This window comes from Clostridium sp. CM037 (assembly GCF_055081095.1).
This window is the reverse complement of record NZ_CM143650.1, coordinates 770992-787237: the sequence shown is the minus strand read 5'-3', so window position 1 is coordinate 787237 and position 16246 is coordinate 770992. Positions and strand designations below refer to the sequence as shown.

Genomic DNA, 16246 nt, shown 5'->3' with positions numbered 1-16246 from the left:
CTGGTTATTGAATTGAAATTTATTTTAAATTACGCAGCTATATTTTTAAGAGTTGGGAAAATATCGGCAAGGGCTATTAATCTTTCTGATGCCCAAGCATCTATGAAACAGCAAAATGCACCAAGAAATACCCTTGTTATTCTACACCCAACAGAATAAATAATTGCATCTTCAGCATGAAAATTGTTATTTATTCTATCCCAACATCTTTCAGTAGTTGAACGTCTTTTATAAAGAGATTTCCATTGTTTTGAACCTCTTAATATTGGAGTGAAATACCTTGGGTTGTCTAATGTTTTAGTGTAATAAGATTTATTGCTTTTCATAGGACATTTTTCACAGTTTTCACATTGAACTGGGAATAACCATTTATGTCTATATTGTTTACTAATAATTCCCCAATTACGAAGCTGATGTCCACAAACAGTTCCGTGTGGAATAGCATTCTTATCAAGTTTAACAAATTCACTATTTGATGAAGGTTTTGAAGAACGTGAATTTAAATCAATAATAGGATTTATTCCATAATGCATGCATAAAAGATAAAAAGCATTAGCATCATAAGCAGAATCTAAGGCTACAGAATGAAATTTAATTTCAGGATATAAATCCACAAGTTCTTTAAGTGCATAAACGCCAGTAACAGCATCATGGCGTGCCGCGCTAACAAATTTAATATGGATAGGTAGGCTGTAAAAGCTATCACAGGCAGTAAATCCGTGATAGGTATGACCATAGTAATAATGTTCATTAAAGCTATCCCAACCCCAGCTAGCACTGGGGTCGGTAAACTTTCGATAACAGTCACAATGTTCTCCTGGTTTAAGTTTGCAATCACAAACTTTTTTACCGTAAGGCGAAGCCTGTGTTGGCATACAGGTTCCGTCGCCAGCAATATTTAGTTTAGAAGGATCGCCCAAAATACCCATTGATAAAGAAGGAATAACAAATAATTCTTTAAGTATGTTGTTCATTTTGGATTCGCTTCTGTCAAGGAGCTTTGAATTATCATATTTTAAGATTCTTTTAACTAAACGGTCAACTACACCAGACTTGGAGTTATTCATCTTTTGGTTTTTCTTTTGTTTTTTACGTGGTTTACGTTTAATTTTACGCAGTTTGGATTTATTAAGGATCTTATCCTTATGAATCAGCCTATCCATAAAATCATAAAAAGTACCTACACCAGGAATTCGGTCAACATGTATGCCTTCGGCTTTAGAGTCTGAATAGCAAGCGGGTATAAAGCCAGATAAAATTGAATAGAAAGGGTCTGAACGTAATGTTTTTACCCAAGATGATATACTAGTTTCTTTACAATAAGCCATGATAATAAGTGACCTGAGTAATGCTACCGCATCTTTGGGCGGAGCCCCTTGATTAGATTTAGAGTAAGTACTTTCTATTAGAGGGACAATTCCGGTTAGGTCGGTAGACCAGATTTTAGTTATTTGTGAACTACGCTCAAACAAAGTGATTTGTTGATTGGTTTGAATATAGAATTTTTCTAAAAATGTTTCAAGAAAATATTGATATTGAGAATGAGAAACCTTAACAGTTAACATAAAAACACTCCTCGCAAATGAAATAATGTAAAAAAATATACATATTTAATTTTGCGAATTTTTACTAGCTGTCAAGTCTTATTTCACAATGTTTAAGTAAAAAAGATTAAAAGTAATACGAATAGCTTAAATTTTCTAGGTTATTCGTACAATATGAGGCACCACGAATTTTTGAGGTGAAGTTGATTTTTGAGCAAAATGAATCAAGAGTTAGCAGTACCTTAAGAGTTTCCGAGAGTGCACACTATATAATCAGAGGTGAAAAATATGTTATCAAAATTTTTAATTTCAAAATTCGTAAAAAATTCGGAGGATGTTAATAATAAAAAAGTAAGAGAAGCTTATGGTTACCTAGGCGGCTTAGTTGGAATTATAGTGAACTTAGTTCTTTTTACTACAAAACTAATTATAGGAATAATATCAAATAGTATAGCAATTACTGCAGATGCCTTTAATAATCTTTCAGACGTTGCTTCTTCTGTCATTACAATTCTAGGTTTTAAACTAGCTAGTAAGCCACCAGACAAGGAGCATCCATTTGGTCACGGAAGGCTTGAATATATTTCCGGCCTTATAGTTTCCTTTTTAGTAATACTAGTAGGTTTTGAATTTATTAAAACCTCTTTTGATAGAGTAATTCATCCCTCAAAAGTAATATTCAAACTTATACCCTTTGTATTAATATTAGCCTCTATAGGATTTAAACTTTGGATTAGTGGATTTAATAAGACCATGGGCAAGGCTATAAAATCTTCAGCCCTTGAAGCTTCTTCAACTGATGCATTAAGTGATGTTGTTAGTTCAAGCTGCGTCGCACTATCACTACTTCTGTCTATTTGGATTGACTTTCCCATAGATGGATACATAGGAATCCTTGTATCCTTTATCATAATATATGCTGGCTACAAGCTTATTCGCGAAACTATGAACCCGCTTCTTGGTGAGGCTCCTGATAAGGATTTAGTAAACGGCCTTAAGGAAAGGTTACTAACCTATGATCATATTACCGGTGCCCATGATCTAGTTATCCATAACTATGGTCCAGGTAGATGTATGGGTTCTATCCACGCTGAAGTTCCCTGTGATATATCTATAGTTAAAATTCACGAGATTATCGACACAGCTGAAAAAGAAATTTCTGAAGAATTTAACCTATATCTAGTTATTCATATGGACCCTATAAATACAGATGATGAAGATGTTAATGCCTCTCGTTTGGAACTATTAGATGTATTAAAGTCTTTTTCTATAATAAAATCAATTCATGACTTTAGAGTTGTAGGCGAAGGCGAACATAAAAATCTTATTTTTGATGCTGTAATTGATTTTAACCCAAGCTTTACAGATGTTGATGGACTTAACCTAGAAGATGAAATCAATAAAGAACTAAAAAAATGCTACCCAAATTATAATGCCATAATGACTCTAGATAGAGATTATTTAGGAGTCCAATAAATTCAAAAAAGTATATATTACTACGGATGCATTTTACGTAATATATACTTTTTTTGATCACCGACAATTCTTCCAAAACCAATTAACTTATCATCATCTCACAAAGAAACAATAAACAATGAATGTTTCAAGGCAATCTCTGTTTTTAATAAATCTTTTGTTCCCATTATTTTTAAACTTACACCCCACAATAACTGATGGTATAAAAAATAATAAAGAATAGAATGCTGTATAATGTGTTCCACTATTACCATTAGACCATGGGATTAATCCTATAAAATTTAATATATTGTCTCCATTACTACTTATTTTTAAATTTTAGCGATATTACATATTTAACTACCTAATATAAAATACTAAGAAAAGTAATAAAAATTGTAAAATACAATCAGATAATTCTAAATTAAAAGCTTTAACTTCACACAAAACTCACAATCATACTTTACAATTAACGGAAGAGGTGTATATATGAATGAAAAAATACTTGTAATTGAAGACGATTTAGATATACAAGAAATCATACGTGAATTTTTGTGCGCAAGTGGATATGTTGTTGAAGTAGCTGAAGATGGATTAAAAGGTATCGATATATTTAATTCAAGTAAGTTTGATTTAGTGCTTCTAGATATAATGCTTCCTAAGATTGATGGCTTTGTTGTATGTGAAATTATTAGAAAAACATCTAAAATTCCAATTATAATGCTAACTGCTTTAGAAGAGGAAGAAGATCAAATAAAAGGTTTCGAATTAGAGATAGATGATTATATAACCAAACGTGCGACACGTTGCAATATTAAAAATATTGCCTAGATAGCAAATCTATCTAAGAACTAATAACTTGAAAAGTCAAATGAGAGGGTAACGCCTCGAAGGGCTTTCTCTGATACTCCGAATAGCATCTTTACTAAGAAGAGTGAAGTTGTTATAAGCTCGGTGAAGTCGGCTGAGAGTACACCCTAATGACTTCGTAAGAAGTTATGGAAAAGCGAACCAGAGGTGGTCGAGTGTATGATAGGTCGGGAGTCCATAAAATACCTATGGTAAGAATGTCTAAATATAAGAGACTGACAAAGTTCCGAATGTAAGGTTCTAAATGATGAGGGGGTAGAAATACTTCAACTACCTAAGTTGTAGTGTCTGTGAGGATGAGTAAGATTGTTTGGTATGAAAATCCTTATACTGTTACAGGCAGTATGTTACAGACAGGACTAGAGGAGCTACCTAAGGGTATATGTAAGGATAAAGTTATTGGAACGTGGTAAGCTGGTAACATGGAGGACTTATTTTCTATGAAGTGGTAGCAAGGAAAGACGATAGTTATAACTTGCTTTAATATCAGTGAAAGTAGTGGCACAGTACCGTTGAAGTTAACGAAAGTTAGTGGAGGGACAGCCACAAGTTAATATTTAAGAAAAGATATATTACGTAAGTCCATTAGGTTCGAGTAAGACTAAGAGAAGCATAAACCTTAAACCAAGAATTTAAAGGAATGAATGCTGACTAATGACAACAAGACAGATGAAGTATAAGAAAAATCAGAAACTAAGAAATAATGAGTATTATAATACTCAAGCAATACAAGATAATTTATATAAGCTTAGTAAAGAGGGAAAAGAATTTAAAAATCTAGTACCACTAATACTGAAAAAAGAGAACATTTTATTAGCCTACAGAAATATTAAAAAGAATAAAGGGAGTAAAACACCAGGAATAAATTCAAACACAATTATAGATATAGCTAAAAAAGACATTGAAACTATAATTGAGTATGTTAGAAACAGATTAGAACAGTTTACACCACATAAAGTAAGGCGAAAAGAAATTCCAAAGCTAGGCGGAGGAATAAGACCTCTAGGTATTCCAACTATAGAAGATAGGCATCTGCAACAATGTATAAAACAAGTATTAGAGCCTATATGCGAAGCAAAGTTCTATACTCACAGTTATGGTTTTAGACCAAATAGAAGTACGAAACACGCCATAGCTAGATGTATGTTTCTTACTAACAGAGCTGGGTTACATTATGCAGTTGATATTGATATAAAGGGTTTCTTTGATAACGTAGACCATAATAAATTATTAAAGCAATTATGGTCACTTGGGATAAAAGATAAAGAACTTCTTAAATTAATATCTAAAATCCTTAAAGCTGAAATAGATGGCATAGGAATTCCTAACAAAGGTACTCCGCAAGGAGGGGTAATTTCACCGTTACTTTCTAATGTGGTATTAAATGAACTAGACTGGTGGATGTGTAATCAATGGGAGTATTTTCAGACCTATTATAGATACTCAGATAATAGCAATAAAATACGTGCATTGAAGAATACCAACTTAAAGGAAATGTATATCGTTAGATACGCAGATGACTTTAAAATTTTCTGTAGAAATGCTAAAACTGCACAAAAGGTATTTGTGGCAGTAAAGCAATGGCTTAAAGAAAGACTTAACCTAGATATTAGTCCTGAAAAATCAAAGGTTGTGAATTTAAGAAAGAACTACTCTGATTTTCTAGGATTTAAATTAAAAGTTAGGGTTAATAGAAACAAAAGAATTGCTAAAACTCATGTTAGTGACAAAGCAAGTGCTAGAATAATAAAAACATTTAAAAAAATGGTTAAAGACATAAGAAAAAACCCCTCTGGCCAAGCAGTAAATAAATTAAATAGTAAAATACTAGGGTGGCATAACTATTACAATGTAGCAACAAATGTTAGCTTAGATTTTAGTGAAATATCTTTCTTAGTTAAAAAGAACCTATATAATGGCACAAGAAGTATACGAGGTAGTCCAAATATAATAAGTAAAGCCTATAAAAAAAATTATAGTAGATATAACTGTAAAACAATAACTATTGCAGGGATAACAATCTTTCCCTTACATGGAGTTAAGCTTAAGTATGCAAAGAATTTTTCACCCAAAACATGCAATTACACTGAAGAAGGTAGAAGTATAATCCATGAAAAGCTGAAAAAAGACCATGGCGAAGCCATTAAGTTCTTGATGGATAACAATGTAATCAATGAAACCCTAGAATATAACGATAATAGAATATCCTTATATATAGGGCAGAATGGGAAATGTGGAGTGTCGGGAGCAACATTAAAGAAAATTAGTATGGTTGCTCATCGTAGAATTCCTAAAAACAAAGGTGGAAAAGACAACTACAATAACTTAACATATGTAAATAGATACGTTCATGAGCTAATTCATGAAGAAAAAGAAGAGGCAATAGAAAGACTTAAAAATAAGATAAAGCTTGATAGCATAGGTTTGGTTAAAATTAATATACTTCGTAAACTTGTTGGAAATTACGTGATATAAATAAGTAATAAATATTGATGGAACGCAGTGTGCGGTGAAAGTCGCAAGCACTGTGTGGAGGAGGGGAAAAGGCGGAGATAACTTCAAAGTCTTACCTATTCCTATCTTTTTCAGTTAATCTTTTAATTAAAAGAGTGGAAGCGGTAATTAGAAGAATAAATGCTCAAGACGAAGAGTTAAAACTTAGCTTCGAAGATATTCTAATTGATACTACATGCTTTAAGGTTTGGGTTGGTGGAAAAGATATAGAACTTACATCTAAAGAATTTGAAATTCTAAAGATATTCATTGAAAATAAAGGTAGAATTTTAACAAGAGAGATAATATTAAATCAGCTTTGGGGATATGACTTTTATGGCGATGCTAGAGTTATTGATACTCATATTAAAAACCTAAGGTGCAAGCTAAAGATTGATTATATTAAGACGATTAGAGGTGTTGGCTATAAACTTGAAAAATAAAATGAAAAAAAGTATTACTTTTAAAATTTTTACAATCACATCTATATTGCTAATAGTATCAGCCATATGCATATATTTAATAATATACTTTATGTTACCAATTTATTATTATAATTATAAACAAAACAATGTAGAAACTGGACTAACGAAATTAACTAGTACTGTACAAAGCCTTTCAATGGAAGAAGCAAAGAAATATTTTGAAGAATTTAATTTAAAATATACTGTTAACTTGAATATACAAGATATGAAAGGGAATATAATATATACATCTTTAAATTTTATATCGATTGATATGTCTCAAGATACTGCTATACCAAAAGACTCCTTACCACTTTCAAACAAAGCATTAGTGCGAGGTAGTATAAATTCAAATTCAAGCACTAATGAAAATCTTATCAGTATTATTTCAAAACAGATAAAATTTTCAGAAGATAATGAAAGCTACACTATAAATGTTATCATTCCCTTGCAGCCCATAGATGAAGCTTCAAAGGTTTTATTAAATTTAGTGCCCTTAATTGGAATTGTAGTCATTATTATATCAGTGGTAGGTTCCTTTATATATTCAAAGAAAATTACTAAGCCCTTAGTTGAAATAAATAAGAATGCTATACAGTTGGCAGCTTTAGATTTTGAAAAAAGCTGTGAGGTAAATAGTGAGGATGAAATAGGAGAAATTGCATTAAGCTTAAATGAATTAGCATCCAATTTGCAGCATACAATGGGTGAACTTAAAAATACTAATTTAAAGCTTTTGGATGATATTGAAAAAGAAAGGGAAATTGAAAGGAAAAGAAGAGAATTTACTGCTACAATTTCACATGAATTAAAAACTCCTATTACAATAATAAAAGGTCAACTTGAAGGTATGCTTGGAAATATAGGAATTTATAAGGATAGAGATAAATATATGAATAGATCCTTAGTAGTTTTGGATGATATGGAATCAATGGTTAGAGAAATACTTGAAATATCAAAATTAGAAACTCATGGGTTTAAACCACAATACACTGAAATAAATCTATCCTATCTAGTTAACAATTGTCTTGAAAAACTCAGCTATCTTATAAGTCAAAAGGATATAAGTTTAAATTCAAAAATAGCTGAAGAACTATATATTCAGGGAGATGAAAAACTAATTAAAAAGGCCATAGCTAATATTATTAATAACTCCAGCACACATACAGAAAGAAATGAGAAGGTTCTTATAAATTTGTATGAGGATAATTATCTAATAGTATTAACTGTTGAAAATGAAGGTGTACATATAGACGAAGAGGAATTTGAAAAGATCTTTAACCCTTTTTATCGTATAGAAAAATCTCGAAACAGGAGTACTGGTGGTAGTGGGTTAGGGTTATATATAGTAAAAAAGATACTAGAGGCCCATGCTTTAGAATATAAAATTACTAATACTCAGTCAGGAGTTTGTTTTAAAATTATTTTTAACAGAAGCAATTAAGCTTCTGTTTTTTTGTGCCCTGCATATTAGTACCAAGTTATGAGTTTCACCTACTTGATTCATGTTAAAAACATCTTAACTTCACCTTAACTACATAATTAAAAACTATAATAACATAAGAAAGATAAGAAAAAGAAGGAGGGTAACAAATGAATTTTATTAAAAGATCAATACTAAGTGTTACTAAAAGGAAAAGTAAAACTGTACTATTAATTCTGATGTTTTGTGTTATAGCTAATATGGTGCTAGCTGGATTAGCTGTACAATCAGCTACTTCTAAAGTTGGTGATCTTGCTAGACAAAAACTTGGAGGGTCTGTATCTATTGCCCCTGATTATCAAAAGCTAAATCGTGGAAAAGCAGCAGATGATCTACCTAAGCTAAATATGGAGGATATAGATAAACTAAAATCCTTAGAGCATGTTAAATCATATAATTATTTACGGTCAACAAATGCTATGGCAGACAACTTTAAACCCGTTAAAACGAAAAAAGATGACAGTAATGATAGTGAAATGAATCAGGCATTGCCTGAAGGTACGTCTATTCCTGATTTATCAGTGGAAGGTACCTTATATTCAAATCTTCATCCTGATTTTACTGAAAGAAAAAGTAAATTGGTTGAAGGACGAAATTTAACAAGTAGCGATGAAGGAAAAAATGTAACAATGATAAATAAAAAACTAGCAGATGCAAATAATTTAAAGCTTGGAGATAAAATAAAAATAAAAGCTGAACACGGAGAAGAAACTTTAGACTTAGAAATTGTAGGATTATATACAGCTGAAGAAACTAAATCTGATCCTATGATGGATGGTGTGATGGCTAAATATACTTTTTGGAATCCTTCTAATAAAATATATACACCTGTTTCTGTAGCATCCTTAGGTGATTCTTCATCTAAAGGTACTATTCAAAAAGCTACTTATTTCTTGGATGATCCTATAAACATTGAAAATTTTAAAACAGATATAAAAAATTCCGGTATAGCACTAGATGATTTCAAAATAGATGCACAAGATGAGCTGTATAAAAAGCTGATGGCACCTATTGAAAGTGTTGGATCATTTTCAAAAACCATAGTTATTATAGTCGCCATTGCTGGTACAGTAATTTTATCACTTTTAATAAATTTATCACTTAAAGACAGAAGATATGAAATTGGTGTATTGATGTCTCTAGGAGAAAGTAGATTTAGAATTATTGGTCAATTATTATTAGAACTAATAATTGTTGCCACCATAGCTTTTAGTATAGCTACATTCACCGGCAATAAGGTATCGCAGAAAGTAGGTAATACTTTATTACAAAATGAAATAAAAGCAAATGAAAAGGAAAAAACAGAATCACAATCAGGAGTTATGACGGTAGGTAATTCACCAGTGTTTGATGCTGAGGCTATAGACAAAATGGATGTTAGCGTGAGTTCAAAGGATTTACAAAAATTATATCTAATGGGATTCATTATAGTGATTTTAGCAACATCAGGTTCAGCTGTTTCAGTACTTCGATTTAATCCAAAAACCATATTATCTAGAAATGATTAAGGAGGCTTTATAAAAATGAATACAATATTAGAATTTAAAAATGTGAGTTATCATTATCAGGATGGTTCAAAAAAAACAACGGTTTTAAAGCAAATAGGTTTTAAGTTCGAAAAAGGAATTTTTTACACAATACTTGGCTCCTCTGGTTCAGGAAAAACTACATTTCTTGCTTTAGCTAGTGGTTTAGATACATCTAAAGCTGGAGAGATATTATATGAAAAAAAGAATATAACAAATATAGGGCTTACTAATTATAGAAATAAATATATTGGTATAGTATTTCAATCCTACAATTTAATACCTTATATGTCAGCTCTACAGAATGTTTTAACAGCAATCGAAATAACAAAGAACAAAATAGAAAATAAAAAACAAAAAGCTTATGATTTACTAGAAAAGATGGGCTTAACAAAAGATGAAGCCCATAGAAACGTATTAAAGCTAAGTGGTGGACAGCAGCAGAGAGTAGCAATAGCACGCGCTCTTTCCTCAGAAGGAGATTTGATAATTGCAGATGAACCAACTGGAAATCTTGATGCTGATATCGCAAGTGATATAGTAACTATATTTAAATCACTTGCTCATAAAGAAAATAAGTGTGTTATAGTAGTTACGCACTCTAGTGAAGTAGCCTCTCAGTCAGACGTTATACTTAGACTTAAAGGTGGTGTGTTAGTTAAAGCTTAAATTTTATTAGAGAATCCTTTTATGTGAAATACTCCCCACCTATGAAGATTAAATCATCTCCTGCGGAGCTTCACCGCTTCGCATGCAGCGAGTTTCTTTTTTCTTGTATATTCTATGGCCTGCCTTATTTCAATGGATGCAGGAGTGGGAATTGGTCCTTTACTAATGGGAATTATAATACCTATAGTTGGTTTTCGTAGAATGTATATGACACTAGCTGCTATTGTGTTTTTGTCTATCTTTTTATACTATTTTATATACGGAAAAAAATCAGCATCTATACAACAGTCTTCAATTGGAAATCAAGAAATAAAACTAGATAATATAAATGAATTAATTTAACGACATTTCAGAAGGAAAGTAGCCTACCTCTATAATGGGTATGAAGAACATAGCTGTAACCAGAAGCAATAGGAAAGACTCAAATTTTATTTTGGGTCAGTAATTCTAAACTCTCAGTTTTTCGATTTAGGATTACCGGGCTAAAATATCTGTCAAGAATTTGTGTAGCTCTTTTATCTGTCCTTTAAGTCGTTCCATTTCCTATATTCACGATTTTAACCTTTTCATTTACTATATAATTTAAATCGCTAAATCATAATGCTTTTCTTTATTACACATAAAAATACCCTACCGGGTAGACTTTTTTAAATCGTCTACCCTATAGGGTACATTATAAATAATCAGAACTTTTTATTTTTATCTGAATTTAATTTATTTATTGTAAAGCACTAAAGAAGTTTGAGCAGGAACTACGACAGAATCACCCTTAAACTTTCTAAGAGTTTTTACTCCTGCTTTTTCTCCATCAACAACAATATTCCACTTAGCATTTTTAGGTAGCTTTATTGTTGTTTTAGTTTTATTTGCATTAAAAGCCACTATAATGCTACTCCATTTATCTTTGTTTTCATTATCTGTAATAGAGTATGCTACAACATTAGCTGCAGTGTCTATAAATTTTAGTTTTTTCGTAATCATATTAGCAGAATCCATACTAAATGCTGGATGAGCTTTCTTAAGTTCAATTAACCCTTTTACATAATTTACAGTATCTTTATTATCAGACATTCTATTCCAATCAAGTAAATTTACACTGTCATCTGCATTATATGAGTTTGAATTTCCACCCTTTGTTCTTAAAAATTCTTGACCTGCCTGGAAGAAGGGAATTCCTTGGGAAGTAAAAATAATACTGTTTGCTAATCTATCCATTTTTAATCTTGTAGCATCTGTATCATTAGGATTAGTTAGAAGAAGTTTATCCCACAATGTGTTATTGTCATGAGCTTCTACATAATTAACGGATTGTAATGGATTAACCTTTCCCCAAGTGTTTATAGCCGTTGAAAAATAAGTTGCACCTACGATACCTTTTTTAATATCTAATTCTGCTCCAGTTTTTCCATTAACGAAGCCTGCTCCTGTTGCATCAAATACACTACCTTTTATTCCATCTCTTATGGTATCATTGAAAAAACTTATATTTGCTAATTTATCTGCATTTTTCTGATCCGATTTATCTTCTGGTTTCAAAGTTGCACCCATGTCCCAACCTTCTCCAATAACTACGATACTTGGATCAATAGAATTTAAGGCTGCTCTTACCTCATTCATTGTTCGTGTATCAGTAAGACCCATAAGGTCAAATCTGAAACCATCTAAATTATATTCCTTAGTCCAATAAACTACAGAGTCCACAATAAACTTTCTTGCCATGGAATTTTCTGAAGCTATAGCATTCCCACATCCACTTTCATTAGCAAGAGTGCCATCATTATTATATCTAAAATAGTAACCAGGTACTATTTTATTAAAATTTGAGTCTTCAGCACTATACATATGGTTATAAACCACATCCATAGTTACTCTTAATCGTTTATCATGTAGGGCTTGAACAGCTTCCTTTAATTCCTTAACTCTTACATTAGGATTATAGGGATCTGTTGAATAACTACCTTCTGGAGTATTGTAATTTTTAGGATCATATCCCCAATTGTACTGTGGTGCTGAAGAGGTCTCATCCACACTTGCATAATCAAATATAGGCATAAGCTGCACATGTGTTACCCCTAGATTCTTTATGTAGTCAATTCCAGTTTTTGAACCATCAGGTGTTTTTGTGCCTGTTTCAGTAAGTCCTAAGAATTTTCCCTTGTTTTTGATACCACTACTTGTATCAATAGAAAAATCTCTAACATGGGTTTCGTATATTATTGCATCATTTAATTTCGTAAACTTAGGTTTTGTGTTAGGTTCCCATTTATCCGGATCGGTATCCTTTAAATCTATTACAGCTCCTTTGTCTCCATTAGCTGCAACAGAACGAGCATAGGGATCTACTGCCTCATTCCATTTGCCGCCAACATTAACCTTGTAGGTATAAAATATGTTTTTCTGGTCTCCCTTTAATTCTGCTATCCATGTTCCTTTTCCACCTTTATTCATATTGATTTCAGTGCCAGTTTTATCATCCCATTTTTTGTATACTATAAGCTTTGTCTCAGTAGCAGTGGGTGCCCATACTCTAAAGCTTGTTTTAGCCTTAGTATAAGTGTTTCCTAAATCATTTCCTGAGTAATTGAACAGTTTATCAAACCCAGCACATCCCATTACCTTTCCTAAGGTCACATCCTTATCTTTAAAACCTTCTTTAGAAATTGTAAGCTTCTGACTTAAAATAGCATCTTCTAAGAGTTCTATTTGAGCTGTTTTAGTCAAACCATCTTTTACCGTAGTGCTTGTAACAGCCTTAATCACTAATTCTTTACCATCTGCCTTTACCGTAATTCCTTTATTATCTTTATTGGTAAATGGAAATAATAAACTTGTTTCTATGTTTATGTTCTTCATGTCATCTAACTTCACAGCTGAAAATACCCTTATTGTACCTCGTGCAAACGTTTTCGCATTTGGAAACAAAAAAAATGTATTTGTAATCACTAAAACTAATGTCAATAATACAATCAGTACTTTGTTGGATTTGAATACTCTTTTTAGCTTCATAATAATCCCCCTTAAAATTTATTCTTTTACTATATTATATCATTTATGTTTCGTTGATAAGTCATAATTTTTAACCACCTTTCTATCACATATTTCTATATTATATTGGAATATCCTTTTTTTACATGAATCTTATTAAGGAGTACGGCAACGATCCATACAAAAAACCACGGTATGACCTTCAACATTATAATGTCCATTTTCATCTGTATAAATAAATCTAATTATATTTAAATGTTGTTTCTTCGATAAATTGACAAACCTACATCCAAAATAATTATCTTGATACCAACTTTCCGAAGCTCAATACCATTCACTGCTGGGTTACCACCCAGTCAATTCTACCTTACTAACTTTCTGTCTACGCTTAAAATGTTACGTTACCGCAACATCTCTAAGACTCGATACAAAGCGATTTGCTAAATCTTACCTTGACAGGATTCCCATCTGCTAGAATATACGCCCTGTCGGGACGCACCACGTATGTCGGCTGTACCCGATGGTAGTATTATATACGATTTTGAAACTAATAAAACTATAATTTGTGATATAGATTTTTACACTAAAAATCCTTTTATTAATACCATGGGACATATGTGGGGTTCGTCAAGATTTATGTCCCCAGAGGAATTTGAAAAAGGTGCAACTATTGATGAGATTACAAATGTTTTCACAATGGGCGCAATGGCTTTTGAAATTTTGGGTAACAACTATAACCATAATATTGAGCAATGCAAAGCTTCAAAAACATTTTCAAACACTAAATTTAAGTTATTGAAAGTTTTCTCTTTGTTACAGTATAGTATCCACACTTATAGAAGTGAGAGACTTTCCTTTTAAAATGTCGTTAATAATAATGCCATCTTCCATTCTAATGATTTTATGACAGAATTCAGCAATTTGTTCATCGTGGGTAACCACTATTATGGTAGTATTATTAGTTTCATTAATATTTTTCAACATATTAATAATATTTAAACTGTTATTCTTATCTAAAGAACCTGTTGGTTCATCTGCTAAAATAACATCTGGCGTATTTACTAAATCCCTTGCTATTGCAACCCTTTGTTGTTGACCACCAGATAACTGAGTAACTTTTTTATTTGCATATCCATCTATACCAACTTCTTTTAAATGTTTTAATGCTAATTTTTTAATTTCATGTTTATTTAATTTTTTATTCTTACCTAAAAGTAAATTTCTATATAAAAGAGGCATTTCAACATTTTCTATAACGTTATAATCTGTGATTAAAGAAAAATTTTGAAATATAAATCCCATCTGGGTATTTCTTATTATAGCTAATTCTTTATCTTTATAATTTGTGATATCCTTACCGTCAAATATGTAGTTTCCGCTAGTACATTTGTCTAAACACCCAATTAAATTTAATAATGTTGATTTCCCAGAGCCTGATGTGCCTAAAATAGCAATCATCTCACCTTTTTCTATATTAAAATTAACCTTATTTAAAGCGTGTACAGTTTCTTGTTTATCTCCATAGTCTTTCATGATATCTATTAGTTGTATGTAACTCAAAATTAATTCCCCCTTATTAAATCAACAATATTTTTCTTTAATATATAATATTTATATATTAAAAATGTTATAAACACTAGAGTAAGAGAGATAACAAAAGAAGGGATAATAGATTTAATAATTGATAATGGGGTTAAATTCATTTTTGCTATATTATTTATAATAATTAGAATAAGAATAGATATAAAATTAGTTATAATTAGTGACAAAGATATTTCTCCACATACTAATCTTGATAATTCTTTACTTGTTGATCCTACTGCGAATCTAATCCCGTATTCTCTCTTTCTAAAAGTAATATAACTTATTAATATACCTATAAATCCTATGAAGGATAAAACACATAATAAAAACGAAAATGTTAATGTCATCATAATCCAAGGTTTACTTATATTGTATATTCGAGTTATCAATTCATTAACTTCAATATAATCAAGCAATGTATTCCCATCCTTGAGTTTTGAAAAATAAGTTGTAAATTTATTTAAGTCATGTACGTTTTTCGTTGAAACAACTGTATTACTAGATTTCATTTTAAAATCAGTAATCTCATCATAAAAGTATTGTTTATCAAATGGTATAATAATGGAATCCCTTAAAGAAATAATCGATGATTTATCACCTATCCTAGAATTCCAAAAAACAGCATTTTTACTTATTATTCCTATAATTTTCAATTTGAAATCTTTTGATTGGTTATTTTGCGACATTTTAGTAGTAATTACATCCCCTACATGCCATTTGTTTGATAAATTATTACTAATAACAATTGGAATCTCATCTTGATTTTTTTTGTAGCTAAAAATTTTATCGCTACCTTTACAAATATCGATATTATATAAATCAATAGCACCTCTATTGAAAAAAATAGCATTAATCTCACTTTGATCGACTTTAACTTTGTTTATAGAATAACTTCCGATTTTATCAACCATTTTATTATTTGAAATTTCTTCATATATTTTGTTAATTGAATTCAGAGGATCTTCATTTTGTGAACCTACCGACATTCTAAGTAGTACTGATGTATCTTTACTAACTAATTTATTAATGCTATCTTTTACTTCTATGTTTTTATTTATTAAAGTAAAAGCAAAATTTAAAGATATAAATACTATAATTAATTGAAGAAAAACTAATTTAAACTTTATACCTTGCTTTATTATAGAGTTAATTAATATTCGTAATCTAAACATA

General features: G+C 30.8%; 13 protein-coding genes. 9 read left to right on the top strand and 4 right to left on the bottom strand.

Going from position 1 to position 16246, the window contains the following annotated elements; genetic code table 11:
- Positions 1-29: 29 nt before the first annotated feature.
- Positions 30-1565 carry a transposase gene (locus ACWJKP_RS03910; protein WP_224578784.1) on the bottom strand — a complete coding sequence of 512 codons (1536 nt, stop codon included), beginning with the start codon at positions 1563-1565 and terminating at the stop codon, positions 30-32.
- Positions 1566-1832: 267 nt separating this feature from the next.
- Between ACWJKP_RS03910 and ACWJKP_RS03905 the strand changes: the two genes are divergently transcribed.
- The 8 genes from ACWJKP_RS03905 (at position 1833) to ACWJKP_RS03870 (ending at position 10846) form a co-directional block, all read left to right on the top strand.
- Positions 1833-3020: a cation diffusion facilitator family transporter gene (locus tag ACWJKP_RS03905; protein ID WP_165415034.1), complete on the top strand. Its 1188-nt coding sequence runs from the start codon at positions 1833-1835 to the stop codon at positions 3018-3020.
- A gap of 468 nt (positions 3021-3488) precedes the next feature.
- Positions 3489-3830 (top strand): response regulator, encoded by a 342-nt coding sequence (locus tag ACWJKP_RS03900; RefSeq protein WP_165415033.1) that lies wholly within the window; start codon positions 3489-3491, stop codon positions 3828-3830.
- A gap of 693 nt (positions 3831-4523) precedes the next feature.
- Positions 4524-6344, top strand: a complete 1821-nt coding sequence (gene ltrA, locus ACWJKP_RS03895) for a group II intron reverse transcriptase/maturase (protein WP_224578720.1) — start codon at positions 4524-4526, stop codon at positions 6342-6344.
- Positions 6345-6478: 134 nt separating this feature from the next.
- The gene (locus tag ACWJKP_RS03890) at positions 6479-6805 is read left to right on the top strand and encodes a winged helix-turn-helix domain-containing protein (RefSeq protein ID WP_224579034.1); all 327 of its coding nucleotides are present in this window, start codon (positions 6479-6481) and stop codon (positions 6803-6805) included.
- Positions 6795-8270, top strand: coding sequence for a sensor histidine kinase (locus tag ACWJKP_RS03885; RefSeq protein ID WP_165412464.1), 1476 nt, complete (start codon positions 6795-6797; stop codon positions 8268-8270). The genes ACWJKP_RS03890 and ACWJKP_RS03885 overlap by 11 nt, the downstream gene beginning before the upstream one ends.
- A gap of 149 nt (positions 8271-8419) precedes the next feature.
- Positions 8420-9817, top strand: a complete 1398-nt coding sequence (locus ACWJKP_RS03880; RefSeq protein ID WP_165412463.1) for an ABC transporter permease — start codon at positions 8420-8422, stop codon at positions 9815-9817.
- 15 nt (positions 9818-9832) lie between these two features.
- Positions 9833-10504, top strand: a complete 672-nt coding sequence (locus tag ACWJKP_RS03875; RefSeq protein WP_165412462.1) for an ABC transporter ATP-binding protein — start codon at positions 9833-9835, stop codon at positions 10502-10504.
- 144 nt (positions 10505-10648) lie between these two features.
- Positions 10649-10846, top strand: a complete 198-nt coding sequence (locus tag ACWJKP_RS03870) for an MFS transporter (RefSeq protein WP_165412461.1) — start codon at positions 10649-10651, stop codon at positions 10844-10846.
- 372 nt (positions 10847-11218) lie between these two features.
- Here ACWJKP_RS03870 and pulA read toward each other — a convergent pair whose 3' ends face one another.
- A complete protein-coding gene (gene pulA, locus ACWJKP_RS03865; protein ID WP_165412460.1) occupies positions 11219-13510 on the bottom strand; it encodes a type I pullulanase in 2292 nt (763 codons plus the stop codon).
- 483 nt (positions 13511-13993) lie between these two features.
- Between pulA and ACWJKP_RS03860 the strand changes: the two genes are divergently transcribed.
- Positions 13994-14350, top strand: a complete 357-nt coding sequence (locus ACWJKP_RS03860; RefSeq protein WP_224579038.1) for a hypothetical protein — start codon at positions 13994-13996, stop codon at positions 14348-14350.
- On the opposite strand, the gene ACWJKP_RS03855 is transcribed toward ACWJKP_RS03860, so the two are convergent.
- Positions 14303-15049, bottom strand: a complete 747-nt coding sequence (locus ACWJKP_RS03855) for an ABC transporter ATP-binding protein (RefSeq protein ID WP_165412459.1) — start codon at positions 15047-15049, stop codon at positions 14303-14305. The genes ACWJKP_RS03860 and ACWJKP_RS03855 overlap by 48 nt on opposite strands.
- 2 nt (positions 15050-15051) lie before the next feature.
- Positions 15052-16245 (bottom strand): FtsX-like permease family protein, encoded by a 1194-nt coding sequence (locus tag ACWJKP_RS03850; RefSeq protein WP_165412458.1) that lies wholly within the window; start codon positions 16243-16245, stop codon positions 15052-15054.
- Between the last annotated feature and the right edge of the window lies 1 nt (position 16246).